We start from the raw sequence: 25,321 nt of genomic DNA on the forward strand, positions 1-25,321 counted from the left end.
TCCGCGATCACAGCGATCAGCACAACCCCAGGAGGAACCAGCCTCTACCTCGTCGGATCAGACGAAGGACACGGCGGCGGACGCGTCTGGACGAACTTCTACCCCAGCCCGGAACATCCGGACCAATGGACCGGCTGGTTCCCCCTCGCCGACAATGTCTTCCCCGTGCCACAGGGATGACGTGGAGAGGCCGGGAGGTCAGCCGCCCGCGACGCTCGGAAGGATCATGATCTCGGCGCCGTCCGGGACCTTCGCCTCCTCGCGGCCGAGGGCCCTGCAGTCGTCGCCGTCGACATAGAGGTTGACGAAGCGCCGCAGCTCACCGCGTTCGGTGATGATCCTGCGGGCCAGGCGGGGCCATCTCTCGGCGATCTCGGCGAGCACGGCTCCGACCGTCCCGGCGGCCGCGACGGTGAGACGGCCCTCGTCGCCCGCCTCGGCCCGGAGCGCGCTCGGCAGGATCACCGTGACGCTCATATGACGGCCGCCCGCACGCACGTGACGTCCGGCAGGTGCGCGGCGACCCGGACCCAGCTGTCACCCTCGTCGGCGCTGGCGAACACCTCACCCGACCTGCTGCCGAAGTAGACCCCGGCCGGATCGGCGTCGTCCACGCACATCGCGTCGCGCAGGATCGTCGGGTAGAACGGCTCCTCCGGCAGGCCCTCGGTGAGCGCCTCCCAGGTCTCGCCCGCGTCCTGCGACCGGTAGACGCGGCAGCGGTGGCCGACGGGGTAGCGGCCGTTCTCGTCGCCGTTGATGGGGAAGCTGTAGATGACGCCGCCGCGGCGCGGATGGGCGACCATGACGAAACCGAAGTCACCGGGCAGACCGTCGGCGATGGAGTTCCAGGTGTCGCCGCCGTCGTCGCTGCGGTAGACGCCGCAGTGGTTCTGCAGGTAGAGGCACTCGGGGTTCTCCGGGTCCCTGGCGACCTTGTGGACGCACTGCCCGAACTCGGGGAACCGCTCCGGCTGGAACACCACCTCGATGCCGGTGTTGTGGGCCGTCCAGGACGCGCCGCCGTCCTCGGTCTTGTAGACGCCGCCGGTGGACATCGCGACCAGGACCTTCTCCGGGTCGGCGGGGTGCGGCAGGATCGTGTGGATGGCCTGGCCGCCGAAGCCCTCGCCCCACTCGGGGCGGTGCGGGTGGTCCCACAGGGCCCGGCCGAAGGTGAAGGTCGCGGCGTCGTCGTCGGAGGTGAACAGCGCCGAGGGCTGGGTGCCGGCGTAGATCCGGCCGTCCGGTCCCACGGTGATCTGCCAGACGCGCTCCAGCGAGGTGCCGGTGTCCTCGGGGAAGGCGATCGCGGTCTGCTCGCCCTCCTTCCAGGTGGCGCCCTGGTCCTCGCTGATCGCCAGGCCGGGGCCGAAGATCGGATTGCTGACGCCCGCGAGCAGCCGTCCTCGGCGGGAGTCGAAACAGAAGCTGTAGATCTCCGAGAACGGCAGATGGGGACCACTGACGTCCCAGGTGAGCCGGTCCTCGGAGCGGGCCAGGAACAGGCCTTTCACGGTACCGATGGCTAGCAGGACGGACATGTGACCTCCTCGGAAAGGGAGACCGGTCACCCGAACAACTCAGCGCGCAACCGGGCTGGAGCTTCCACCATGGACGGCCCGTACCAGGTGAGGTGACGGCCGCCGACCAGACACCAGCGTATGCCGGGAAATGCCTCGGGCCCGTCAAGTTCGGTGAAACGGTAGGGCTCGTCGGGGAGCACGACGAGGTCCGGTTCCGTCCGGTTCAGGGCCTCGATGCCTACTTTCGGATAGCGATCGGGGTGGTCCGCGTAAAGGTTCCGAACCCCCAGCCTGGCGAGCACGTCCCCGGTGAAGGTGCCGCTCCCGACCACCATCCACGGGCGCCGCCAGATCGGGACGACCGCCGTGAGCGTCCGATCGGGCGGCGGCAGATCCCAGGCCGCCTCGGCCTCGGCCAGCCAGCCGGGCGGCGCCAGGCCCAGGCCGTCACGGAAGAGCCGGCGCAGTTCCGCGAAGGCCTCGTCGACCGTCGTGATCTCGGTGACCAGGACCTCGACCCCCGCGCCCCGCAGCGCCTCGACGTCCTCCCGCCGGTTCTCCTCCTTGTTCGCCACGACCAGATCGGGCCGAAGCCCGATGATCCTCTCCAGATCGGGGTTCTTGGTCCCCCGCACCCGCGCGACCTCGAGCCCGGCCGGATGCGAGCACCAGTCCGTCGCCCCGACCAGCCACCCGCTCCCCGCCAGGCTCTCGGTCAGCGACGGCACGAGCGAGACGACCCGCATCAGATGTTGCGGCGGTACTGGCCGCCGACCTCGAAGAAGGCCTCGGTGATCTGCTGGAGGGAGCAGACGCGGGCGGCGTCCATGAGGGAGGCGAAGGCGTTGCCGTCGTTCTGGACGACCTCCTTCAGGCGGCGCAGGGCGTCCTGGGACTCGGCGCGGTGGCGCTCCTGGAAGCCGCGCACGCGGTCGAGCTGGGAGCGCTTCTCGGCCTCGGTCGCGCGGGCGAGCTCGACCGGGCCGTGGCCGGTCTCCCCGGCCGGGTTGCGGAAGGTGTTGACGCCGATGATGGGCAGGCTGCCGTCGTGCTTGCGCTGCTCGTACAGCATCGACTCGTCCTGGATCCGGCCGCGCTGGTAGCCGGTCTCCATCGCGCCGAGCACGCCGCCGCGCTCGCTGATGCGCTCGAACTCCGCCAGCACGGCCTCTTCGACGAGGTCGGTGAGCTCGTCGACGACGAACGCGCCCTGGAGCGGGTTCTCGTTCATCGACAGCCCCCACTCCCTGTTGATGATCATCTGGATGGCGAGGGCGCGGCGGACCGATTCCTCCGTCGGGGTCGTGACGGCCTCGTCGTAGGCGTTGGTGTGCAGGCTGTTGCAGTTGTCGTAGAGCGCGGTCAGCGCCTGGAGGGTGGTGCGGATGTCGTTGAAGTCCATCTCCTGGGCGTGCAGCGATCGTCCCGAGGTCTGGATGTGGTACTTCAGCTTCTGGGCCCGCTCGTTCGCGCCGTACTTGTCCCGCATCGTGACGGCCCAGATCCGGCGGGCGACCCGGCCGAGGACGGTGTACTCGGGATCCATCCCGTTGGAGAAGAAGAACGAGAGGTTGGGCGCGAAGTCGTCGACGGCCATCCCCCGCGCCAGGTAGGCCTCCACGTAGGTGAAGCCGTTGGCGAGGGTGAAGGCGAGCTGGCTGATGGGGTTCGCGCCCGCTTCGGCGATGTGGTAGCCGGAGATCGAGACCGAGTAGAAGTTGCGGACGCCCTGCTCGGTGAACCACTGCTGGATGTCGCCCATCATCCGCAGCGAGAACTCGGTGGAGAAGATGCAGGTGTTCTGGCCCTGGTCCTCCTTGAGGATGTCGGCCTGGACGGTGCCACGCACGGTCTGGAGGGCCCGGATGCGGATCTCCGCCGCCTCGCCTTCCGACGGCGCCCGTCCGTTCTCCTCCTGGAACCGGTCGAGGCCCTGGTCGACCGCGGTGTTGAGGAAGAAGGCGAGGATCGTCGGCGCGGGGCCGTTGATCGTCATCGAGACCGAGGTGGTGGGCGAGACCAGGTCGAAGCCGTCGTAGAGGGCCTTCATGTCCTCGAGTGTCGCCACCGAGACCCCCGAGGTGCCGACCTTGCCGTACACGTCGGGACGCTCGTCGGGGTCGCGTCCGTACAGGGTGACGGAGTCGAAGGCCGTGGACAGCCGGGTCGCCTCGGCGTCGGCGGACAGGAGCTTGAAGCGGCGGTTGGTGCGGAACGGGTCGCCCTCGCCGGCGAACATGCGGGCCGGGTCCTCCCCGTCGCGCTTGAAGGGGAAGACCCCGGCGGTGAAGGGGAAGCGTCCCGGCAGGTTCTCGGCGCGGAGGAAGCGCAGGAGCTCGCCGTGGTCGGTGAAGCGCGGCAGCGACACCCGCCGCACCCGGTTGCCCGAGAGCGTCTCGCGGGTCAGCGCCGTGCGGATCTCGCGGCCGCGCACGGTCACGACCTGCTCGTCCCCGGCGTAGGCCTCGACCGTCGCGGGCCAGTCCGCCAGGAGTTCGGCGTCCGGTGCGGGCACGTCCGCGCGGGCGGCCCGCAGGAGCGTCTCGACCCGCTCGGCCGCGGGGGCGGCGTCGCCGAGCGCGGCGAGCTCCCGGTGGGCGGTGTCCAGGTGCTGGGCGCGGCGGGCCGCGGCGGCCGACGTCTCGGTGGCCGCGTGGTAGGAGCGGACGGTGTCGGCGATCTCGGCGAGGTAGCGGACCCGCGCCGCCGGGACGGTCTGCGCCGTGCGGGTCGAGGCCTTGACGTCCACCTCCGGCAGGACCCCCGGCTCCAGCGGCAGCCCGTGCCCGCCGAGCAGCTCCTTGAGGTGCTGGTAGAGCGCGGTGACGCCGTCGTCGTTGAAGGTGGCGGCGCTGGTGCCGAAGACCGGCATGTCGGTGGGCCGGGCGGAGAAGGCCTCGCGGTTGCGGACGAGCTGGCGGGAGACGTCGCGCAGGGCGTCGGCGGCACCGCGGCGCTCGAACTTGTTGATGGCCACGGCGTCGGCGAAGTCGAGCATGTCGATCTTCTCGAGCTGGGAGGCCGCGCCGAACTCCGGGGTCATGACGTACAGCGAGACGTCGACCAGGGGGACGATCGCGGCGTCGCCCTGGCCGATGCCGGGCGTCTCCAGGACGACCAGGTCGGAGGTCGCCTTGGCGGCCTCGATGATCGCCTCGATGTTCTCGGGGAGCTCGCGCGCGCCCCTGGTGGCCAGGGAGCGGAAGAACACGCGGTCGCCGTCGAGGGAGTTCATCCGGATGCGGTCGCCGAGCAGGGCTCCGCCACCGCGCCGCCGGGTGGGATCGACGGCCAGCACGGTGACGCGCGGCTTGTCCTGCTGGTCGAGGCGGAGCCTGCGGATCAGCTCGTCGGTCAGGGAGGACTTGCCCGATCCGCCCGTGCCGGTGATCCCCAGCACGGGCACCCGCCGCTGTCCCGCCGTCAGGGCGGGGTCGAGGGGGCGGCCCGCCTGGAGGCAGGTGAGGGTGCGGGCGAGGGCGTGGCGGTCCCCGGACAGGACGGCGTCCGCGGCCGCCGGTTCGGCGCTCAGGTCGACGTCGCAGGAGGCGATCAGCTCGTTGATCATTCCGGGCAGGCCGAGCCGCTGGCCGTCCTCGGGAGAGAAGATCCGCACTCCGGCGGCCGACAGCCGGGCGATCTCGTCCGGGACGATCACTCCCCCGCCGCCGCCGAAGATCTTGACCTGGCCGGCGCCCGCCTCGGCGAGGGCCTGCGCGAGGTACTCGAAGTACTCGACATGGCCGCCCTGGTAGGAGCTGACCGCGACGCCCTGGGCATCTTCCTCGATCACCGCGGCGACGACCTCGCGGACCGATCGGTCGTGGCCCAGATGGACGACCTCCGCCCCCTGGGACTGCAGGATCCTGCGCATGATGTTGATCGCCGCGTCGTGGCCGTCGAACAGCGAGGCCGCGGTCACGAACCGCACCGGGTGCACGGGCTTGTGCAGTCCCATCGAGATCTCCAGGTCCGGTAGAGAGATACTTTGAAGTCCAATAGTTAGGCATTAAAGTATTTCCCATGACGCGCCCCGTCAAGGACTACGGTGATCACGTGACGTTCGATCCGCTCGCCGAGGCCTACCGCCAGTGGCAGGACCGCTGGCCCGACCACGCCGACCACATGGCGGCCGTGACCTCGGTGATGCGCGTCCAGCAGCTGCTCCTGAGCCGGATCGAGGCCATCCTCAGGCCGCACGGCCTGACCTTCGCCGCGTTCGAGGCGATGCGCCTGCTCGCCTTCAGCCGGACCGGCTCCCTGCCGATGGGCAAGATGGGGCAGCGCCTCATGGTCCACCCGGCCTCGGTCACCAACGTCATCTCGCGGCTGGAGAAGCGCGGCCTCGTCACCCGCACCCCCTCCCCCGCCGACCGTCGCGTGGTCCTCGCCCAGATCACCGATGACGGCCGCCGCGTCATCGAGGAGGCGACCGCGGCCCTGCACGAGGCCGACTTCGCCCTTCCCGACCTCACTCCCGACCAGGCCGCGGCCCTCACCCGGGCCCTGCACACCCTCCGCATCTCGGTCGGCGACCTCGGCTGAGCCGTCACTGGGGGCGGGCGGTGAGCCGGGCCAGGTCGGTGAGGACCTCCGAGGCCGCCGTGGGGTCCAGCGTGCCGAACGCCGGGGCGGGCCCGTCCTGCGGGGACGGACGATCGGTGATCCGGATACGGGTGAGGTGCTGGGGCGGGCGGTGTCCCGCGTGGGGGATGCCGGGGGCGAACTCGACGACCAGGTGGGCGCCGCCGGGCAGGGGCCGGGAGATCCATTGTTCGAGGCCGTCGCGGCGTTCGCCGCTGCGCCAGCCGCGGTTCTTGAGGGACAGCAGCCGGCCGGCGGGGACCCGGTGGCCTTCGAAGCGGTGCAGATGGGAGGCGTCGCGCTCGGCGTCGGACAGCCGGGCGACGGGCCGTTCGAGCTGGGCGAAGGGCTGCGGCACGCCCGCAAGCGCCGTGCACCACTCGCGGGCGAAGACGGCGAGGCCGAGGGGATGCGGCAGGTCGACCGGCCCGGACAGAACGACCGCCGCTCCCCGGAGGTCCTCGTAGGCGCCGTTCCCGGTGACGCGGAACTCTCCGGCGGGGCAGCTCCACACCAGACGGCGGACGAGAGGCCCGGTCAGCGGGTGCGCGGCCAGGGCGCGGAACTCCTCGGGCGTCCAGAGCCGGTGCTCGATCATGGCCCGTTCGAGCCTGCGCGCCTCGGCGGCTGCCACGAGCCGGACGTCGGCCTCCAGCCGTCGCTCCCCCGCAGGCCCGCCGGACGCCGGACCCGGCAGCGGCCGGGTGCCCGGGACGAAGGTGCGGAGGAACGGCCCGAAGTCCAGGACGGCGCCGTCGAGCCGGACCGTCCCGTCCGCGGCCAGGCCCAGCTCCGGGACGAGCCGGTCGAGCAACTGGTCGGCGGTCAGGCCGAGGCCCTGCGCCGCCCGCGCGAGCCGCTCCCTCGCCCGTCTCCTCAGGACCTTGAACCGGGCGAGCACCGCGATCTCGGCGAGCAGCCGCAGGGACGTCCCGGTGCCGATGGCTTCCAGCACGCCGAGCCCCTCGACGGCCTGGGGATGGCAGCGCCGCCCCGGCCAGTCGCGGATGATCGGGGCCAGCCGCAGGGCGGTCGTGTCGTCCCCGATCCGGCCCAGGCAGGTGAGCGCCCACGTGCCGCTGAACGGCATGCCCACCGCCCGCCACGCCTCGAACTGCGCCCAGCCGAATCCGGCGAGCGAGGCACGGTCGACGGCCTCCCGCACCGCGTCGCCCCGCCCGCTCGCCAGCAGGGCCTGGACCTCGCGGACCGCGTCCTGCGGGAGCACCGCGCCTCTCCCCCGGACGCGGATCCGCGGCAGGACTCCGGGGTCGGCCCACTCCTCCATCCGGACCGGCCCCCCGGACGCCCTGAGCAGGCCGGGCAGATCCCGGGGCCGGGCCACGGGAAGCCGCCCGTGCATTCCCGCCCGCGCCCTGAGCCGGTCGTCCTGCAGTTCCGGGAAGGCCATGAGGTGGAAGTGCAGGAGATGGCGAGCCGCCTCCGACGGATCGTCCCCGAGCAGCCGCGCCGCCCGGACCGGGAACCTGCGGGTCGCCTCCCGCAGCTCCGCCGACCCCTCCCGGTCGCCGTGGTAGCGCAGCAGCAGCCGGTAGGCCCGGTCGCCGGGCAGATGGCTCAGCGCTCGGAACAGCAGCGCGCGATGGCGGACCCGGGTGAGACCGGGAAGCCGTTCCTCCAGCAGGACGGCCAGATGCTCACCGAGGCCCTCGGCGAGGGTGGCGAGCTTGGCGGGGTCGATCAGATCCCCCGGCCACGTGACCTCGAAGCCGGGCGCCCTGGTCTGCTCCGGCGTGTGCACCATCAGATGGATCAGTGACCTGAGGTGGGCGTTCACCGGCGGCCCCGCGCAGACCTCGTCGACCCACGCCGTCTCGTTCGGGGCCAGGTAGGCGATCAGGGTGTCCTCGGCCCTGCTCCGGTGCCGGAGCCCGGCCAGCGTCTCGAGCACCTCGCGATGGACGTCCTCGTCTGCCGCGGCGATCCGGGCCCGCACCGCGAGCGCGAACCGGGGATGCCGGAACCCTCCCCCTCCGGCCCCTTCGAGCGCGACCACCATGCGGGCCGCATCCACGCATCCGAGCCCGCTCTCCTCACGGCCCGGCACCACCGGCGGAACGGCCCCGCCCCTCCGCGGATGCAGCACCGGCAGCCACTCGGGCGGAAACGGGGCGCTCACGCCTTCACTCTAGGACGGGCTTCGGCACGGGCGTGGTCGCTCAGGCCGCCCGGTAACCGGGATCTCCTCCACCCGGTCCTGCACGTTCCGTGAAACGGCCGGTTCGCCTCCGCCATCCCCGAGCGGAAATCGAGTAGGGGCGTACTCACGCCGGGCGAGGCCCGCACGGGCGATGATCTGGGCATGAGAGTGCTGCTCGCCTGGATGTCGCTGCTCGTGCTGCTCGTGCCGGGGCCCGCGGTGGGGGCGGAGGGTCCGCTGACGCGGCACCGGTCCGCGGGCGGGATGGAGTATCTGCTGGCGGTGCCGGAGGGGCGGGGGGACGTTCCGCTGATGGTGTTCCTGCACGGGTGCGGTGCGGACCCGGCGGCCTACGGGCTGCAGGAGTTCGGGGAGCGGGCGGGGTTCGCCGTGCTGCTTCCGCTTCAGGGCGGTCCGGAGGGCTGCTGGGACTGGGTGGGCGACCGGCGCCGGGGGGCGGGGCAGCTCGCGGAGATCGCCGCGGTGACCGCCGAGGTCGAGGACGGCCATCCGATCGACGCCGCGCGTGTGTTCGCGGCCGGGCACTCGGCGGGGTCGGGGATGACGGCCAACCTCGTCTCCGCCTATCCGGAGGTGTACGCGGCCGCCGGGTTCGTCGCGGGCTGCGGGCGGTGGGTCTGCTCGGACGTCACGGGGGCGCTCGCCCACGCCGAGATGGGGGCGCGGGCCCGGCCGGTCCCCGCCTACATCGTCTGGGGCACCGCCGACCAGACCAATCCCTACGCGTCGGGGCGTCTCCAGCTCCTGCGGTGGCTCGGCATGAACGACCGGGCCGACGACGGCCGGCTCGACCTGTCGGTCCCCCGGCTTCCCACGGGCCTGGCCTGGCACGGCCCGGACGGCTCCCGTCCGGCGTTCACCGTCGAGACCTACCGTTCGGCGTGTGCCCCGGTCGTCTTCGCCTCCGGCCACGGGATGGGCCACATCCCCGACTTCACCTGGCCCGACGTCCTTCCCGCCATGACCGCCTTCCTGCTCGCCCATCCGCGCACCCCGGCCTGCTGAGACCGTCAGGGGCAGCGGCCCTCGCGGACGAAGAGGGCGACCTCCCCGCCGGGGGTCCACGTGCGGCCCGCCTGGGGCTGCTGGCTGCGGACCGCGTCGCGGACGGCGCCGTTCTCACAGACCACGGCGTGGCCGTAGCCCGCGGCGCGCAGCAGGGTCGCGGCGCGGGCCACGGGCAGGCCGACGACGTCGGGGACGACCCCTGGAGTGATCTTCGCACCGGGAACGGTCCTGGCCGGGGCGGACCTGGGCCTGAGGGCGGGTGACTTCGAGCCGGCCGGTGGCATCGCGCGCGGGGCGGGCGGCGGGGTGGTCTCGGGTTCCGGCACCGGATCCGGGACGACCGCCGCGGGGCTCTGCGCCGTCTGCGGGATCCGGTCACGTGCCTCCGGGTCGTCCGCGAGCAGCAGGTACAGTCCCGCCGCGAGGGAGACGATGGTTCCGGCCACGACCACGGGCCGGGGCCCGCGCCGCTTCGGTCCCGGCCTGCGGTGCCGGGGGCCCTCGATCACTTGCATCTCAGCAGGATTCCGGGCGAAGCGGCCTGTGCGCATGGTTATGCCGAATCACGCATCGTCCCCGGCGGAGCGGGTCTCCGCCACGTGGCGCCGGCGGAAGGCGCGCGCCTTCTCCCTGTTGCCGCACTCCGCCATCTGGCACCAGACGCCGGAGCGGTTGCGCGAGTGATCGTAGAACGCCCAGCGGCAGTCCGCCGCCGGGCAGACCCGCAGGCGTGCCCAGGTCCCCTCCAGCACGGAGACCCCGACGGCCGCCAGGAGCCCGCCGAGCACGGCGATCAACCCGGTGCCCGGGCGGGGCGCCGGGAGCCCGCCGGGGAAGCGGATCCTGACGTCGGCGTCGGCGGCGAGCGCGTCCAGGACGGCGGCGTGCGCGGGATCGGCCTCCTGGCCGGTGTTGAGGCCCGCCAGGGTGCGCAGCGCCTCCCTGACCTCGACCGCCCGCAGCCGGTCCGGCTCTCCCAGCCCGGTCAGCCCCGACCATGCGGCCAGGCCGGGAAGGTCGGCGAGCACGTCCGTGCCGCGCTCCAGGTCCCAGGTGTTGACGAAGGCGCGGACCTCCTCCAGGCCGCCCGGAGCGTCCTGGCGCTTCCCCGCATGACTAACCATCTATCCAGTTTATCGGTTACGCTCGCGAAATGGACACGAAACGGGCCGGACTGGGCGCGGTACTCCTCGCGGTGGCGCTGTGGGGCGTCGGCGGAACCGTGGCGGGCGACCTGTTCGAGCACGGGGTCGCCCCCCTGGAGCTGGTCTCGGTGCGCATGTGGACGGCCGCGGCCGGTCTCCTCCTGATCGTGCTGCTGCGCCGCGAACGGCTCAGGGTGGGCTCGGAGTGGCCGGCCGTCGTCGGGTTCGGGCTCGGCGTCGCGGTCGCCAGCGCGGCCCTGTTCCTGTCGATCTCCCGGCTGCCGGTGGCCGTGGCGCTCGTACTCCAGAACCTCGCACCCGCCTTCATCCTCGGCTGGACCGCGATCGTCACCCGCCGGCGGCCGTCCCGGCGGGTCGTCCTGGGGATCGCGCTGGCCCTGGGGGGCGTGGCCTTCGTGGTGGAGCTCCCCACCGCACCGCTCGACCGGATCGACCTGCTCGGCGTCGTGTACGGCCTGCTGACGGCCGTCGCGGTCGGCGTCTACTCGCTGCTGGGCGAGCGGGCGGTGAAGGCCTGCGGGGCGATGACGGCCAACACCTGGGCGTTCGGCGTCTCGGCGGTGCTGTGGATCGTCTACCAGGTGCCGCACGGCGTTCCCGCGATCGCCGTGGACCGTTCCCATCTGACGACCGCCGTCCTGATCGGCCTCTTCGGCACGCTGATCCCCTTCCTGCTCTACTCCTGGGGCATCAGGAGCGTCGGCGCGACCCTGGGCGCGGTCAACATGTCGCTGGAACCGCTGTTCGGGGCCGCGCTCGCCTGGGCGTGGCTGGGGCAGGCGCTGACCCCGGCGCAGATCGCCGGGGCCGCGGTCGTCCTCATCGCGCTGGTCGACGTGCAGGTTCAGGCGGGACGCACCTGGAAGTCGTCGGCCTCGAAGGTCGTGTTGTCCGAGCGGAGCCCGACCGCGCCCGGTTCGAGGATCGGCGGGCCGCCCTCGCCCTTGTCGGAGACGGTCAACAGCACCTTGCCTCCCTGAGTGACACTGATCTGCACCGCCCCGCCGACCGTCTTGCTGGTGGCGGTGAAGCTCTGCCACTGGTTCGCCGGGACCTGGTAGCCGACGCTGCCCAGCTCGTAGTACGTTCCGCCGTTGGCCGGGTCGGGACCACCGGGCAGCTTCTTCTTGATCACGATGCGGTTGTCGCGCCGGTTCACCGACACCACGTACAGCTTGAACTGGTCGACGTGGCGCAGCCAGATGTGGATGCCGTCGGTCGCGGCGCCGCCCCCGGTGTTGCCGAGGTGGCGCAGCCGGACCGAGACGGACACGTCGGTGAAGTCGTGCCGGACGGTGTTGGCGCGGAAGATCGGGCTGTTGGTCCAGCCGACGCCGCCGCGGCGGACGAACTGGCCGCTGGTGACCTGCCAGCCGGAGCCGTCGCCGTCGCCGAAGCCGTCGGTGAACACGGTCTGGCCCTGGGGCTGCTGGCCGGGTGCGGGCTTGTCCTGGTCCTGCGGGGTCGTGGGCGTCGCTCCGGGCTCCGGCGCCTCCTGGGCCTGGGCGGCGTAGGCGCGGACGTAGTCGACGAGCATCGTCTGCGGGAACTTCGTGGTCGGCAGCGGATCCCTGGCCGCGGGACCGCCGACGAGCATCGACAGCAGCGGGTACATCGGCTTGTCGAACACCCAGCTCTTCGCCGGAACCTGGTCCTTCCTGACCGTCAGGGTCGGCCGGCCGTCGATGCTGAACTGCACCTGCTCGGGCGAGCGTTCGACCCCGTAGACGTGGAAGTCCTCCGAGACCTGGTCGTTGGTGAGGCCGGAGGAGACCTTGCCGGCGCTGGCGTAGTCGCCGGGCCCGTGCAGGGTGCTGCAGAGCAGGCAGCCCGCGTCGCCGAGGCTCTGGACCACGTCGATCTCGCCGTCGTCGGGCCAGCGGCCGCCCGTGCCGAGGAGGTAGAAGGCGGGAAGGACGCCCGTACCGCCGGGCAGCTTGATCCTCGCCTCGATCCGGCCGTAGGTGACGGCCCTGTCCTTGGTCATCGAGAGCTGGGCGGAGGTGTAGGCGCAGGTCCCCGCGCCGAGCCCGCCGGGACGGTGGGCGCACTCGTAGGCGGCGTCGGTGTTCTTGCGGGCCGTGAGCGCGAGGTAGCCGCCGGTCCCCCGCTTGACGATCTCGGCGTTGCCCGCGGTGAAGTACTGCAGGGTGCCGTGGTCGCCGGTGCCCGCCGTCCAGAGCTTCTTGTCGGGCGCGGAGCCGTCCGCGCCGTCGAACTCCTCCGACCAGCTCGGCTCGGCCAGCTTCGGCAGCAGCGACGGGGTGGTCGTGCCCTTCGGGTCGAAGGAGAAGGCGGTCGTCGCCAGGCCCTCGGGGGCGTTCTCGTGGATCTCGAAGCCCGCCTGCACCCGGCAGAGGACGCCGGTGGTGTCGAGCGGGCTGCGCTCGGCGGCGTCCACGGCGATCGGGGCGAGCTTCAGGTCGGTCACCGAGGAGGCGGGCGTGCTCAGGTGGTAGATGAGGGCGAACTGGCCGGTCGGCCCGGTGAAGTGGTAGACGTCGTAGAGGTTGCCGCCGATCGTGACGTCGTCGCCGGACTTCCACTCCGCGGGCAGGTCGAGGCCGGGGCTCTTCAGCCAGACCATCACCTCGAGCGACCGGTTGTCGGTGATCACCCCGCCGCAGGCGTTCTTGTCGGGGTGGAACCACAGGTCGTAGGAGGCGTTGTACATGCCCGTGTCCGGCGAGTTCGTCGACCACGAGGTCGAGGCCTCGCCGAGGTCGGCGATCCGGAGGGGCAGCCGCGGGTCGTCCGGCCGGGTACCGATGTTGGGGTAGCCGCCGGGACCGCGCGCGGCGTCGGCCTTGTTCCCGTTCGTCAGGGTGCTCTTGGAGACCGTGAACGCGGGGCCGCCCGGCGTCGTGACACAGAGCTCGCCGGTGGAGTTCCAGCGGTTCGCCTGGACGACGTAACCGTTCTCGACGTCGCGGGTGTCGTACTGTCCGCACAGTTCGCCGGGGGCCGCTCCCGCTCTGACGGGTGCCAGCATCGTGGCGATCACCACGCAGCTCACCAGCCCCGAGCGCACCAGGCGAAGCCCCTTCAACAGTCCTGTCACGGACACAGTTGCCATGCCATGACATGTACCGAAAATGATCTCGCCGCGCAACGCAACGGGCACGAACGGTCTGGCATGTGGCCGAACCGTGAGCTAATATCCATCTAAGTCAGTAGGAAATACATGAAATAACGGAGGCCCCCTTGTCGACGATCCTTGTTCTCTCGGGCAGTCCGTCCGCCACTTCCAAGACCGCCGCCCTCGCCGGGCACCTCGCCGGGCGGCTGCGCGCGGACGGTCACACCGTCGAGGAGGTCCGCGTCCGCGAGCTGCCGCCCGCCGAGCTCCTCGCCGCCGACACCTCGGACCCGAGGATCGCCGAGGTCATCGCCGCCCTCGCCGACGCGGACGGCGTGGTCGTCGCCTCGCCGGTCTACAAGGCCGCCTACAGCGGGCTGCTGAAGGCGCTGCTCGACCTGCTCCCCCAGTTCGCGCTGGCGGGCAAGGTCGTCCTGCCGGTCCTCACCGGCGGCACTCCCGCGCACGTCCTGGCCCTGGACTACGCGCTTCGCCCCGTGCTGTCCTCGCTCGGCGCCGACCATGTCGTCCCCGGCTGGTTCGTGCTCGACAAGCACATCGCGCTCGGCCCCGAGGTGACCGTGGAGGAGGCCTCGGCCACCCAGCTCCACCAGGTGACCGACGTGTTCTCCAGCGCCGTCACCGCGCGGCTGTCCCTGGTGGCGACCTGACTCAGCCGGTGATCCGCCCCGCGACCTCGCCGAGGTGGGCTCCGCCGGGCGTCGCGAGGCTGATGACGACCTCGTCGCCGTCCTCGAGGAACGCCCGGGTGGTGCCGTCCGGCAGCGTCAGCTTCTCCGCTCCGGCCCTGGTCAGCTCGATGAGCGAGCCGGCCTGGCCGGGCTCGGGGCCGCTGATGGTTCCGGAGGCGAACAGGTCGCCGGTGCGCAGGGTCGCCCCGTTGACGGTCATGTGCGCGAGCATCTGAGCCGGGCTCCAGTGGGTGCTCGCGTAGGGCGGCCGGGACACGACATGGCCGTTGAGACGGACCTCGAGGCGCAGGTCGAGGCCGCGGTCCGCGGTCTCCCTCAAGTAGGGCAGGAGGTCGGTCTCCCGCGACGGCACGGGCACGCGCAGGCCGTCCAGGGCCTCGAGCGGGACGATCCAGGGCGACACCGACGTGGCGAACGACTTGCCGAGGAACGGGCCGAGCGGCACGTACTCCCAGGCCTGGATGTCGCGGGCGGACCAGTCGTTGAGCAGGCAGACGCCGAAGACGTGCCGGTCGAAGTCGTCCACGGACACCGGTCCCGCGCTGGGCACCCCGACGACGAAGCCGAGCTCGGCCTCGATGTCGAGCCGGGCCGACGGGCCGAAGACCGGGGACTCCCCCGTCTTCGTCTGGCCCGAGGGGCGCCTGACCTCGGTGCCGGAGACCACGACGGTCCCCGCGCGGCCGTGGTAGCCGATCGGCAGGTGCTTCCAGTTGGGCGTCAGCGGCGGCTGGCCCGGCCGGAACAGCCGTCCCAGGTTCGAGGCGTGGTGCTCCGAGGCGTAGAAGTCCACGTAGTCGGCGACCGTGAACGGCAGGTGCGGGACGGCACCTGCCAAGGGGACGCACGGTCCCTCCACCCCGGCCAGCAGGGCGGCCCTGACCTCCGACCACACATCGGGGCCCGCCGCCAGGAACGGGTCGAGCGAACCGTCGGCGAACAGGCCCGCGTGCGGCACCCGGGCGGCGGACAGATCGATGATCTCCGCCCCGGTGGCGACGCCGACGCGCCTGACGCCGGGCTGGTCGGCGGCGGTGAAAACGCCGTAGGGCAGGGTCTCAGCGTCGAACATTCCACGTCCAGGCGTAGGCGGGGTCCTCACAGCCGGCGGCGGCCGCGCCGAGCCGGAGGGGGGCGAAGGTGTCGACCATGACGGCCAGCTCGTCGAAGAACTCGGCGCCGAGGCTGCGCTCGACGGCTCCGGGCTGCGGGCCGTGCGTGTGGCCGCCGGGCTGCAGGGAGACCGAGCCCTGGCCGATCCCGGAGCCCTTGCGGGCCTCGTAGTTCCCGCCGCAGTAGAACATGACCTCGTCGCTGTCGACGTTCGAGTGGTAGTAGGGCACGGGCACCGACAGCGGGTGGTAGTCCACCTTGCGCGGCACGAAGTTGCAGATCACGAAGTTGCGGCCCGCGAACACCTGGTGGGCGGGCGGCGGCTGGTGGATCCGGCCGGTGATCGGCTCGAAGTCCCGGACGTTGAAGGCGTAGGGATAGAGGCAGCCGTCCCAGCCGACCACGTCGAAGGGGTGGGTGGCGTGGACGTGGACCGTCCCGCCGCCGCGGTGCCGAACGTAGACCTCGACGTGCTCGCCCTCGCGGACGAGCGGCTCGGACGGCGCCCGCAGGTCCCGTTCGCAGTAGGGGGCGTGCTCCAGGAACTGCCCGTACTTCGACAGGTACCGGCCCGGCGGGGTGATGTGGCTCGCGGCCTCGATGCAGTACAGCCGCAGTTCCGACGTCGGCACCCACTGGTGGACCGTGCCGCGCGGAATGATCACGTAGTCGCCGTCCGCGACGTGCAGCGCGCCGAAGACGGTCTCGACGACGCCCGTGCCGGACTCGACGTAGACGCACTCGTCCCCGACGGCGTTGCGGTACAGCGGTGAGGACTCCCCAGCGACGACGTAGGCGATGCGCACGTCGGCGTTGCCGAGGACGGCGCGGCGCCCGGTGACGGCGTCGACGTCCGCGGAGTCCTTGAACAGCTCGTGCAGCCTCAGGTGCCGCGGGATCAGCGGGCTGTTGAGGACGAGACCGTCGTCGGGCAGGTCCCAGACCCGGGCGTCCGACAGCGCCGAGGGCACCCCACGGTGGTAGAGCAGGGAGGAGTCGCTGGAGAACCCCTCCTCGCCGACCAGTTCCTCGTAGTAGAGGCCGCCGTCGGGACGGCGGTGCTGGGTGTGACGCTTGGCCGGGATGTCCCCGACGTGCCGGTAATGCGACATCTACAGGTTCCCCCGCCGCGCCTGCTCCCGCTCGATCGCCTCGAACAGCGCCTTGAAGTTGCCCTTCCCGAAGCCCAGCGAACCATGCCGCTCGATGAGCTCGAAGAACACCGTCGGACGGTCCTGGACGGGCTTGGTGAAGATCTGCAGCAGGTAGCCGTCCTCGTCGCGGTCGGCCAGGATGCGCAGCTCGCGCAGGGTGTCGACCGGGACCCGCGTGTCGCCGACCCACTCACCGAGCGTGTCGTAGTAGCTGTCGGGCGTCTCGAGGAACTCCACGCCCATCTCGCGCATGGCCCGGACGGAGGCGACGATGTCCCCGGTGGCGAGCGCGATGTGCTGGACGCCGGGACCGCCGTAGAACTCCAGGTACTCGTCGATCTGGGACTTGCGCTTGGAGACGGCGGGCTCGTTGAGCGGGAACTTCACCCGATGGTCTCCGGAGGCGACGACCTTGGACATCAGCGCCGAGTACTCGGTGGCGATGTCGTCGCCGACGAACTCCTTCAGGTTGGTGAAGCCCATGACGCGGTTGTAGAAGCCGACCCACTCGTCCATCCGGCCGAGTTCCACGTTGCCGACGCAGTGGTCGATGGCCTGGAAGTAGCGCTTGGGGTGGTGGGCGGGCTTCGCCGCGAACAGCGGGGCCGCGACGGAGAAACCGGGCAGGAACGGGCCGGTGTACTTCGACCGGTCGACCAGCGTGTGCCGGGTCTCCCCGTAGGTGGCGATCGCCGCCATCCGGACGGTGCCGTGCTCGTCGGCGACGTCGTGGGCCTCCTCGAGGACGGTCGCGCCGGTGCGCCGGGCGTGCTCGACGGCGGCGTCGACGTCCGGGACCGACAGCGCGAGGTCGCAGACTCCGTCGCCGTGCGCCAGGACCGAGGCCCCGACGGCCGATCCGGCGCGGACCTCGCCGGTGATGACGAACCGGGCCTTGCCCGAGGTCAGCACGTACTCGGCGGCCTCCCGGCTGCCGGTCTCCGGTCCCCGGTAGGCCACGCAGGTCATGCCGAACGCGGTCGAGTAGTAGTGGGCGGCCTGCTTGGCGTTGCCCACGAGGAAACGCACATGGTCGAGCCCCCGCACGGGGAAGGCGTCTGCCGAGAAGTCGTGGGCCACGGCCCCGACGAGCTGATCCTCATTGATCATGGAAGTCATGATGTGCCTCTCCTCGCTGAACAGCCCCACCTTGACCCTGATCTGCCCTCGATGACAAGCTGGGTGTGTTCAGCTAGACATTTTGCTAAGCAAAGCTCGATTCAGGTGGTCTGAAGTGACCGATCAGCCAACCAGCCTCGACCGGCTCGACATCCTGCTCATGCGGGCCGTCGCCGACAGCCCTCGCGCGGGATACCTGGAGCTCGCCCGGCTCACCGGCACCTCCCGGGTGACGGTCCAGGCCAGGCTCGAACGGCTGGAGGCCGCCGGAGTGATCCGCGGCTACGGGCCGGAAGTAGACCTTCAACAGGCGGGATACCCCGTTCTGGCCTTCGTGACGCTCCAGATCTCCCAGGGCGCGCTCGACGACGTGACCGAGCATCTGGCCGCGCTGCCCGCCGTGCTCGAGGCGCACGCCACCACCGGCCAGGAGGACCTGCACTGCCGGGTCGCCGCCCCCTCCCACCAGGGGCTCCAAGAGGCACTGCTGGCCCTCAACCGGATTCCCGCGGTGGTCCGCACGACCAGCGTGATCGCGCTCGCCGAGCTGGTGAAGGCCCGGGTGCTACCGCTTCTCGAGGCCGCCGACCGCCCTCAGCCGTCCCGGGTGCCCTCCTTCCGTGTTACAGAACCACCGGCCACACAGGTATAACCGAATTGGTCTATTAACCACCGATTCACAACGTGCGGGTAGGTTTGTGGTGTGAACGCTCCTACGGCGTGGCAACTCGAGCCGCTACAGCGCGCCGAGATCTATATGTCACTGGAGGAGACGGCGACCCGGATTCGCGCCTTCGAGGTGCAGTTCGTCCCGTCTCTGCTCCAGACCGCGGACTACGCGCGGGCCCATGTCCGCCTCGGCGACCCCGACATCTCCGATGCCGACCTCGACCGCAAGGTCCACGAGAGGATGCTGCGCCAGCAGCGCCTGCACTCCGGCGACCTCAAGGTGTGGGCCGTCGTGGACGAGAACGCCCTGCGCCGCCCGATCGGCGGGCGGTCGGTGATGCGCGCCCAGGTCGAGCATCTGCTCCTGCTCACCGAGCGGTCGAACCTCACCCTCCAGATCATCCCGTTCAACGCCGGCGGGCACGGCGGGATCTCCGGAGCGTTCAGCATCCTGCGCTTCCCCGAGGCGACCCTGCCCGACATCGTCTACCTCGAGCAGCTCACCAGCGCCCTCTATCTGCACGAGGTGCGGGAGCTCGATCGCTACACCCAGCTCATGGACAGGCTCTGCCTCGAGGCCGCCCAGCCGAAGGAGTCCGTGAAGATGCTCGCGGGAATCCTCCGCTAGGCGGCGTGCCGGTCAGACGCCGACGACCATCACCGGGCAGTCCGCCCGGTGGATCACCGACCGGGTGACCGAGCCGAGGGCGCGCAGGTGGCGTCCCGGCTTCTCGTGGCGTCCGAGGACCAGCAGGCCGGTCTCGCCGGACAGCTCGATCAGCATGTCGCGCGGATGGCCCTGGACGACCGTCAGCGTGGTGCCGGGGCGCTTGCCCAGCCACGGTTCGAGCTCGGCCTCCAGCCGCTCGCGCAGGGCGTCGATGATGGGGGCCGGATCGAGCGGCATGATCGGCGCCGGGGCTCCGAAGCCCTCGACCGGCGGCTCCCACCAGGTGTGGACGATCCGCAGCGGCAGATCGCGCAGGTCGGCCTCGTGCGCGGCGGCGTCCAGGACCTCGGCCACCGGGTTCTCCGGGACGGCCACCACCACCGGCCCCTCGGCCCGCAGTGAGGCGTCGTCCTTGAGCAGCACCACCGGGACGGGCGCGGATCCGGCGAGACCGGCGGCCACCGAGCCCACGATCAGGCTGGCGACCGAGCCGTGCCCGTGCGTGCCGACCACGACCAGCTCGGCGGAGCCGGCCCGTTCCATCAGGGCCTCCTGGGGACCGTCGGTGACCTGCTCGGTGACGATCTCGATTCCCGGCGCCGCCCGCCGGGCCCGCTCCTCGGCGGCCGGCAGCTCGTTCTCCTCGCTCAACGGCGGCAGCGCGTGGACGATCCTCAGCCGCGACCCGCGCCGCTGAGCCTCGTGCGCCGCCCAGTCCAGGGCGGCGCCGCTCGGCTCGGATCCGTCGACACCAACAACGATCTCGTTCACGTCAGCCTCCGCAGCGTCTCTTCAGGTCCCCCTACCCGCGCCACGAAGATCATGCCGAGGTGCGGGCCGGATCTCGCCCGGCCGATGGCCCACTTTTTACCGCGAGGGCGTCCTTCCGATGCCGGCTGCTGCTGAGCAGGGACACCACGACGCTCAGCGCGGACACGGCGAACAGCGCGAGGAAGGCCCGGTGGTAGCCCTCGAACAGGGAGCCGAGCAGCGGCCCGGTGACGCCGCTCGCGTACAGGGCGCCGCGGTCCGCCGCGGGCAGCGCCGACGTGACCAGGGTCAGCGACAGGGCCGTGCTGAGCGAGATCCCGATGAAGTGCAGGGTCAGGCGGAGCCCGTTGACGACGCCGAGCCGGTCGGCCGGGACGGTGCTGAGCACGCTGGTGGTGTTGGCCGCGTAGAAGACAGCGCTGCCGATCGAGCTCAGGACCAGGCCGGCGACCGTCCAGGAGTAGGGGGCGTCGGGGGTGAGGGCGAACACGAGGACCAGCAGGCCCGCCGAGGCCAGGACCGCGCCGCCAACGGCGATCCGGCGCGGCTCGAAGCGCGCCCCGAGCCAGCCGCCGGCCGGCGAGGCGACCAGGCTCGCGACCGGGCCCGGCAGCACGGCGATCCCGGCCTGCGCGGGCGTCATCCCCTTGACCGACTGGAGGTAGAGGGCGACCAGGAACACGCTGCCCATCCGGCCGAGCACGTTGGTGAGCGCCGCGAGGTTGGCCAGCGTGAACGAGCGGTCGGCGAACAGCCTCAGGTCGACCAGCGGGACCCGCGCCCGCAGCTGACGCGCGGCGAACGCCGGGAGCAGCACCACGAAACCGAGCGAGCCCCACAGCGCGGTCGGGGTCGTCCAGCCGCCCGCCCCGCCCTCCGACAGCAGCAGCATCAGCCCGACGAGCCAGCCCGCCAGGAGCACCGCCCCGGCGATGTCGATCGGCTCGCGCTCCCCCGGCGGGACCTTCGGCAGCGCCACGACGCCCCAGACGATCGCGACGACCCCGAGGGGAACATTGAACCAGAACAGCCACGCCCAGCCGTGCTTCGAGGCAAGGTACCCGCCGACCGAGGGGCCGAGCAGCGGCGCCGCCGTCATCACTCCGAGGTAGACGCCGAGCCCGTGGCTGAGGCGCTCGGCCGGGAAGGCGTGCGCGACGATCGCCGTGCCGTTGGCCAGGATCATCGCCCCCGCCACGCCCTGCACGATCCGGATCGCGAGCAGCACCGGAACGTCCGGGGCGAACCCGGCGGCCAGGCTCGCGGCCGTGAAGACCACGAACCCGGCCAGGTAGGTCCCGCGCCGGCCGAACACGTCGGCCAGCCGCCCGAACACGACCATCAGCGCCGTCTGGGTGAGCATGAACGACAGCACGATCCAGCCCGCCCCCAGCGCGCCGACGTCGAAATGCCGGACGACCACGGGCAGGCCGACCGTCATGGCCGTCTGGTTGAGCACGACCAGGACGGTCCCGAGACTGACGACCGAGAGGGTCCTCCAGGGGCGCACCTAGAGCGCTGCGTCGGCGATCACCGACGCGACCTCCTCGCGGCGCTCGGTCTCCTCGGCCGCGAAGCGCTCGCGATCGAGCTTGTCGGCGAGGTCCTCGTCGTTGGCCATGAGGGCCTCGAGGTCCTGCTTGGAGAAGTCGAGGACGCCCATGTCGTCGTAGGCCGACTGGATCCGCTCGCTCCACAGCCCGATGTCCTTCACGCACGGGACGATCCGGCTGAACAGCAGGCTGCGGAACATGTTCATGTACTCCGACTCCTGGACGAGCCGTTCGGCGTCGTCGGCGGGGATGCCGAAGTTGGCCCACACCTCCTTCGCCTGGAACCGGTCGCGCATGAGGTAGCAGCCCTCGATGACGAAGTCCTCGCGCTCCTTGCGCTCGGCGGCCGTCAGGTCCTTGTAGGCGTCGCGGAGGGCGAGCCGGCCGAACGCCACATGCCGGGCCTCGTCCTGCATCACGTAGGTGAGGAGCTGGCGGGGCAGTTCCTTGGTCGTCATGTCGCGGACGAGCCCGAACGCGGCGAGCGCGAGGCCCTCGATCAGGACCTGCATGCCGAGGTAGGGCATGTCCCAGCGGCCGTCGCCGAGGGTGTCCTTGAGCAGCGCCTGGAGGTTGTCGTTGATCGGGTAGACGAGCTGGAGCTTGTCCTGGAGAAAGCGGCCGAACAGCTCGACGTGACGGGCCTCGTCCATGGTCTGGGTAGCGGAGTAGAACTTGGCGTCCATGTCGGGAACGGTCTCGACGATCCGCGCGCCGGTGATCATCGCCCCCTGCTCACCGTGCAGGAACTGGGAGAACTGCCACGACGTCAGGTGCAGGCGCATCTCGCCGCGCTCCTTGTCGTTCATCCGCTCCCAGTACTTGGTGCCGTAGATGGCGTTGGCCTGGTCGGGAAGGCCGAGCGGGTCGGCGGGATCGACCTCGAGCGACCAGTCGATGCGCTTGGCCGCGTCCCACTGCTTGTCCTTGCCCTTCTGGTACAGCCCGAGCAGCTTCTCGCGTCCGTCGTCGTACTCCCACGTGAACCGGGCGTCCCCGGCCAGCGGCACGTTCCACGTCTCCCGCGGCACAGGTCCGGTGTAGAGCTCATGAGTCGACACTGACTTCTCCCACAATTCAGACGTACGGTGTACGACGAACGTAACAGATACCCCCCGGACGCGACCATCCATGATTTCGGGCGGGCTTCGCGCCGGGCATCGAACGCGGCGTCGGCGTTACCGGCTCCGAATGTCCTCATCGGCTCTCATTCCGCGATGCCGGCCAGGAGAACGGGGAGGTCGTCGAGGGTCCGGATGACCGGCGGCCCTGCGGGCGCGGAGTCGTCGTCGCGGTTCAGCCAGATGCCTCGCAGCCCGGCATCGGTGGCCGCGATGGCGTCGGTGTGGAGCCGGTCCCCGACGTAGGCGACCTCTTGGGGGGCGAGGCGGAGCCGGGCGCAGCCTGTGTGGAAGATCTCCGCATCGGGTTTGGCGACTCCGACTTCGCTGGAAGCGATGACCTCCGGCAGTTCGGCGGCGAGTCCGACGTGGAGGAGCTTCTTGCGCTGCTGGTCGGCGTCGCCGTTGGTGAGCACTCCGAGCCGCAGGTGGCGATGCTGTTCGGTGAGTGCGTCGAGCGCCGTCCGGACGTCGGGATAGATGCGCCAGGCGGATTCGTAGTGGTGCAGATAGTCGGCGAACCAGACGTCCGCTCGTGGGGCGGCCCAGGTGCCGAGGCCGAGTTCGGCGGCGAAAGAGGTGACACGCAGGCGGCGTTGTCCGGTGAAGGTGATCTCTCCGGCCAGGTAGCGGTCCATCGCCAGTTCCGCAAGCTGCTTCCAGCGGCGTCGCGCGAGCGCGTGGTCGACGTGGTGCAGGCCGGGAGTCGCCTGGAGAGCCTGGATGAGTGCGACCTCGGCGGCCGCGTCATGGTCGACCAACGTGCCGTCCAGGTCGAACAGGAGTGCTTTGATCGTCGAAGCCGTCATTGCTTCTCACTCGGTGGCGGAGTTATCGGCCGGTGAAGATCTGGCCGTAGAGGCGGGTGACGGTCAGGTGGACGGCCATGCGGCCGTGTCTGATCATCTTCTGGTCGAAGGCGGGGCGGTCGCCTGCGGCGTCGAGGAGGGTGTGGAGGTCGTGGAGGTCGTCGGTCGCGGCGTCGCCGGGGGTCTTCGCGACGGACGTCGTCACGTGGCCCTCGGCTACAGAGAAGGTGAAGAAGTCCGCGCCGGGGACGTGCAGGACGGCACGGGGGTCGCGGAGCAGGTTGCGACCCTTGATCCGGCGGATCGTCGTGGAGATGCGGAGGAGGCTCCGTGCCGGGTCGGCGGCGTAGTAGACGTTCGACAGGTGGGGCAGGCCGTTCTCGCCGATGGTCGCCAGGACGCCTTCGCGGCGCGCGGCCAGAACCTCCCACAGGTCAGCCTGTGTGGGCGCCTTCACGAGGCCGGACCCGAAATATCGATCACTCGCGCTAGAACAGCGCATTCACTCGGCGGAAGTCAAGTTCTCACCCCTCCGTCCGATGGGTAGGGGGTTACTCATGCCGTCGGTGCCGGGCCGGTCCCACGATGGAGGCCGGAACGAGGGCAGGGGGACGGGATGAGTGCGGTTCAGGCGGGATGGTGCTGGTGCAGTCGGTGCCAGTCCCTGGTCTTCAGCGGGTTCGGCAGCGGCGTCTGCCACGACGGGAATCCGCACTACCTGAGCGACAGCGGGCCCTACAGCGTCCCCTTTGGTGCGACCGCGTTCGGGGCGCAGGAGGGGTGGCGGTGGTGCAGCCGCTGCCAGGTGCTGGTGTACGGCGGGTTCGGCAGCGGCATCTGTCATGACGGGAAGCCGCACCACCTCAACGACAGCGGGCCCTATAGCGTCCCGTTCGGCGACGCCCCCTACGGCGCGCAGGACGGGTGGCGGTGGTGCAGCCGCTGCCAGGTCCTCGTGTACGGCGGGTTCGGCAGTGGCGTCTGCCACGATGGGAATCCGCACTATCTGAGCGACAGCGGGCCCTACAGCCTGCCCTTCTCCACGGGGGGTGCGGACCGTGTCTCCCACCGGTTCGCGATCGCGACGTTCCTGTTCCGCTCCGTGCTTCCCGACGCCACGGGCAACCTGCCCTGGAGCCGCGATCTGATGAGGCAGGTGTTCGTCGACCACGAGTACAGCGTCCGCAACTACTGGCACCGCGCGACCTGTGGCCTGGTCGACCTTCAGTTCGACATCGTGACGCCGCTGTTCTACCCCTTCGAGGAGTACTCCCAGGCCGAGGCGCAGGGTCGCGGCGGCCGGAACAGGACCCTGGACGCCGCCCGCGGCTACCTCGCCGACAACGGAATCTCCCTGGACGGTTACGACCACCTCATCGTCGCCGTGCCGACGGGTCCGACCGACGCGGGCGCGACCGGCGGCGACATCGCCTTCGACCTGGCCGGTGCCTCGCTGGCCTTCCTCCAGCACGAGGTCGGCCACACCCTGGGCTTCCAGCACGCGTTCGGCCCGCTGATCCCGCCGCCGGACCCGTTCGGCAGCCTCTACAACGACGCCTACTGCGTCATGGGTTACACGGGTCCGCAGTCGCACGCGGTGCAGGTCCCCCCGATCTCCGCCGGGATGATCCGCGACCCTGCGGGGTTCTGGCGGAGCGAGCGCCGGGTCTCCGCCGCCTCCCTCCTCCGCCACAGCGTGCCCTTCCGCGTCTCCGGGCGGGTCACCCAGATCAGGGGCCTCCTGGGTGGCGGCGCCCGCGTCTTCGCCCTCGCGGGAACCTCCTCCCCGCCGGACGCCCAGCTCGCGGTCATCCGCCGGCCACGCCACCCGAACCAGTACCTGACGGTCGAGTACCGCACCGCCACCGCCGACGACGCCGGCGTGAACCCGGCGGTCGTCATCCACTCCATCGGCGCCCACGACGTCGGCCCCGGACGAGGCGAGGTCGACCCGTCCTGGCTGGAGACCGCGATCCCCGCCACCCCGGGCTCGACCGCGACCGTCCTCGGCATCCGCTTCGTCGTCCGAGGCTCCTCCCCCACCTCCGTCGACATCGACGCGACCCCCGTCCCCACCCCCTGAC

General features: G+C 71.2%; 23 protein-coding genes and 1 pseudogene. 8 read left to right on the forward strand and 16 right to left on the reverse strand.

Going from position 1 to position 25,321, the window contains the following annotated elements; translation table 11 throughout:
• Window positions 1-180, forward strand: a 180-nt coding sequence (locus ABD785_RS01120; protein WP_344821216.1) for a hypothetical protein, incomplete at its 5' end; no start/stop codon positions are given.
• An 18-nt stretch (window positions 181-198) separates the two neighbouring features.
• Here the strand turns inward: ABD785_RS01120 and ABD785_RS01125 are convergent.
• The 4 genes from ABD785_RS01125 to icmF are packed head-to-tail and all read right to left on the reverse strand — an operon-like array spanning window position 199 to window position 5,484.
• Window positions 199-477, reverse strand: a complete 279-nt coding sequence (locus tag ABD785_RS01125) for a MoaD/ThiS family protein (RefSeq protein WP_344821217.1) — start codon at window positions 475-477, stop codon at window positions 199-201.
• The gene (locus ABD785_RS01130) at window positions 474-1,544 is read right to left on the reverse strand and encodes a WD40/YVTN/BNR-like repeat-containing protein (RefSeq protein ID WP_344821218.1); all 1,071 of its coding nucleotides are present in this window, start codon (window positions 1,542-1,544) and stop codon (window positions 474-476) included. The genes ABD785_RS01125 and ABD785_RS01130 overlap by 4 nt, the downstream gene beginning before the upstream one ends.
• A gap of 26 nt (window positions 1,545-1,570) precedes the next feature.
• Window positions 1,571-2,272, reverse strand: a complete 702-nt coding sequence (locus ABD785_RS01135) for a helical backbone metal receptor (protein WP_344821219.1) — start codon at window positions 2,270-2,272, stop codon at window positions 1,571-1,573.
• Window positions 2,272-5,484 (reverse strand): fused isobutyryl-CoA mutase/GTPase IcmF, encoded by a 3,213-nt coding sequence (gene icmF, locus ABD785_RS01140; protein WP_344821220.1) that lies wholly within the window; start codon window positions 5,482-5,484, stop codon window positions 2,272-2,274. Before icmF ends, ABD785_RS01135 begins: the two co-directional genes overlap by 1 nt.
• A 65-nt stretch (window positions 5,485-5,549) precedes the next feature.
• Between icmF and ABD785_RS01145 the strand changes: the two genes are divergently transcribed.
• The gene (locus ABD785_RS01145) at window positions 5,550-6,071 is read left to right on the forward strand and encodes a MarR family winged helix-turn-helix transcriptional regulator (RefSeq protein WP_344821221.1); all 522 of its coding nucleotides are present in this window, start codon (window positions 5,550-5,552) and stop codon (window positions 6,069-6,071) included.
• A 4-nt stretch (window positions 6,072-6,075) separates the two neighbouring features.
• Here the strand turns inward: ABD785_RS01145 and ABD785_RS01150 are convergent, their stop codons facing one another.
• Window positions 6,076-8,250 (reverse strand): DUF4132 domain-containing protein, encoded by a 2,175-nt coding sequence (locus tag ABD785_RS01150; protein WP_344821222.1) that lies wholly within the window; start codon window positions 8,248-8,250, stop codon window positions 6,076-6,078.
• 183 nt (window positions 8,251-8,433) lie between these two features.
• Here ABD785_RS01150 and ABD785_RS01155 point away from each other — a divergent pair, with 183 nt between their 5' ends.
• Window positions 8,434-9,297, forward strand: coding sequence for a CE1 family esterase (locus tag ABD785_RS01155; RefSeq protein WP_344821223.1), 864 nt, complete (start codon window positions 8,434-8,436; stop codon window positions 9,295-9,297).
• 5 nt (window positions 9,298-9,302) lie between these two features.
• Here ABD785_RS01155 and ABD785_RS01160 read toward each other — a convergent pair whose 3' ends face one another.
• Together ABD785_RS01160 and ABD785_RS01165 are read right to left on the reverse strand one after the other, a co-directional pair.
• Complete coding sequence (locus tag ABD785_RS01160; RefSeq protein ID WP_344821224.1) at window positions 9,303-9,815, reverse strand: PASTA domain-containing protein; 513 nt, start codon at window positions 9,813-9,815, stop codon at window positions 9,303-9,305.
• 48 nt (window positions 9,816-9,863) lie between these two features.
• Entirely contained in the window at window positions 9,864-10,424 is a 561-nt protein-coding gene (locus ABD785_RS01165; RefSeq protein WP_344821225.1) for a CGNR zinc finger domain-containing protein, read from the reverse strand.
• A 29-nt stretch (window positions 10,425-10,453) separates the two neighbouring features.
• Between ABD785_RS01165 and ABD785_RS01170 the strand changes: the two genes are divergently transcribed.
• Window positions 10,454-11,446: an EamA family transporter gene (locus ABD785_RS01170; RefSeq protein WP_344821226.1), complete on the forward strand. Its 993-nt coding sequence runs from the start codon at window positions 10,454-10,456 to the stop codon at window positions 11,444-11,446.
• A gap of 602 nt (window positions 11,447-12,048) precedes the next feature.
• Here the strand turns inward: ABD785_RS01170 and ABD785_RS01175 are convergent.
• Window positions 12,049-13,542: pseudogene (locus ABD785_RS01175) on the reverse strand (family 16 glycosylhydrolase); the annotation flags it as partial.
• A gap of 128 nt (window positions 13,543-13,670) precedes the next feature.
• On the opposite strand from ABD785_RS01175, the gene ssuE reads away from it, so the two are divergent.
• Complete coding sequence (ssuE, locus tag ABD785_RS01180) at window positions 13,671-14,216, forward strand: NADPH-dependent FMN reductase (RefSeq protein ID WP_344821227.1); 546 nt, start codon at window positions 13,671-13,673, stop codon at window positions 14,214-14,216.
• Between the two features lies 1 nt (window position 14,217).
• On the opposite strand, the gene fahA is transcribed toward ssuE, so the two are convergent.
• From fahA to hppD, 3 genes are read right to left on the reverse strand one after another with little or no spacing between them, the layout of a single operon-like run.
• The gene (gene fahA, locus ABD785_RS01185; RefSeq protein ID WP_344821228.1) at window positions 14,218-15,330 is read right to left on the reverse strand and encodes a fumarylacetoacetase; all 1,113 of its coding nucleotides are present in this window, start codon (window positions 15,328-15,330) and stop codon (window positions 14,218-14,220) included.
• The gene (locus tag ABD785_RS01190) at window positions 15,317-16,483 is read right to left on the reverse strand and encodes a homogentisate 1,2-dioxygenase (protein WP_344821229.1); all 1,167 of its coding nucleotides are present in this window, start codon (window positions 16,481-16,483) and stop codon (window positions 15,317-15,319) included. Before ABD785_RS01190 ends, fahA begins: the two co-directional genes overlap by 14 nt.
• Window positions 16,484-17,635: a 4-hydroxyphenylpyruvate dioxygenase gene (gene hppD / locus ABD785_RS01195; protein WP_344821230.1), complete on the reverse strand. Its 1,152-nt coding sequence runs from the start codon at window positions 17,633-17,635 to the stop codon at window positions 16,484-16,486.
• Window positions 17,636-17,759: 124 nt separating this feature from the next.
• Here hppD and ABD785_RS01200 point away from each other — a divergent pair, with 124 nt between their 5' ends.
• Window positions 17,760-18,296 carry an Lrp/AsnC family transcriptional regulator gene (locus ABD785_RS01200; protein ID WP_344821231.1) on the forward strand — a complete coding sequence of 179 codons (537 nt, stop codon included), beginning with the start codon at window positions 17,760-17,762 and terminating at the stop codon, window positions 18,294-18,296.
• Between the two features lie 105 nt (window positions 18,297-18,401).
• Complete coding sequence (locus tag ABD785_RS01205) at window positions 18,402-18,941, forward strand: DUF5753 domain-containing protein (RefSeq protein ID WP_344821232.1); 540 nt, start codon at window positions 18,402-18,404, stop codon at window positions 18,939-18,941.
• Between the two features lie 12 nt (window positions 18,942-18,953).
• Here the strand turns inward: ABD785_RS01205 and ABD785_RS01210 are convergent, their stop codons facing one another.
• The 5 genes from ABD785_RS01210 to ABD785_RS01230 form a co-directional block, all read right to left on the reverse strand.
• Window positions 18,954-19,754 carry a universal stress protein gene (locus tag ABD785_RS01210; RefSeq protein ID WP_344821233.1) on the reverse strand — a complete coding sequence of 267 codons (801 nt, stop codon included), beginning with the start codon at window positions 19,752-19,754 and terminating at the stop codon, window positions 18,954-18,956.
• Between the two features lie 49 nt (window positions 19,755-19,803).
• Window positions 19,804-21,264, reverse strand: a complete 1,461-nt coding sequence (locus ABD785_RS01215; RefSeq protein WP_344821234.1) for a DHA2 family efflux MFS transporter permease subunit — start codon at window positions 21,262-21,264, stop codon at window positions 19,804-19,806.
• On the reverse strand, window positions 21,265-22,368 hold the full coding sequence (locus ABD785_RS01220; protein ID WP_344821235.1) for a ferritin-like domain-containing protein: 1,104 nt from the start codon (window positions 22,366-22,368) through the stop codon (window positions 21,265-21,267).
• Between the two features lie 146 nt (window positions 22,369-22,514).
• On the reverse strand, window positions 22,515-23,237 hold the full coding sequence (locus tag ABD785_RS01225; protein WP_344821236.1) for an HAD family hydrolase: 723 nt from the start codon (window positions 23,235-23,237) through the stop codon (window positions 22,515-22,517).
• 22 nt (window positions 23,238-23,259) lie between these two features.
• On the reverse strand, window positions 23,260-23,694 hold the full coding sequence (locus tag ABD785_RS01230; protein ID WP_344821237.1) for a pyridoxamine 5'-phosphate oxidase family protein: 435 nt from the start codon (window positions 23,692-23,694) through the stop codon (window positions 23,260-23,262).
• A gap of 159 nt (window positions 23,695-23,853) precedes the next feature.
• Here ABD785_RS01230 and ABD785_RS01235 point away from each other — a divergent pair, with 159 nt between their 5' ends.
• Window positions 23,854-25,320: a zinc metalloprotease gene (locus tag ABD785_RS01235; RefSeq protein ID WP_344821238.1), complete on the forward strand. Its 1,467-nt coding sequence runs from the start codon at window positions 23,854-23,856 to the stop codon at window positions 25,318-25,320.
• Window position 25,321 lies beyond the last annotated feature (1 nt).

The organism is Actinocorallia longicatena, assembly GCF_039534125.1.
GTDB classification, from domain to species: domain Bacteria; phylum Actinomycetota; class Actinomycetes; order Streptosporangiales; family Streptosporangiaceae; genus Actinocorallia; species Actinocorallia longicatena.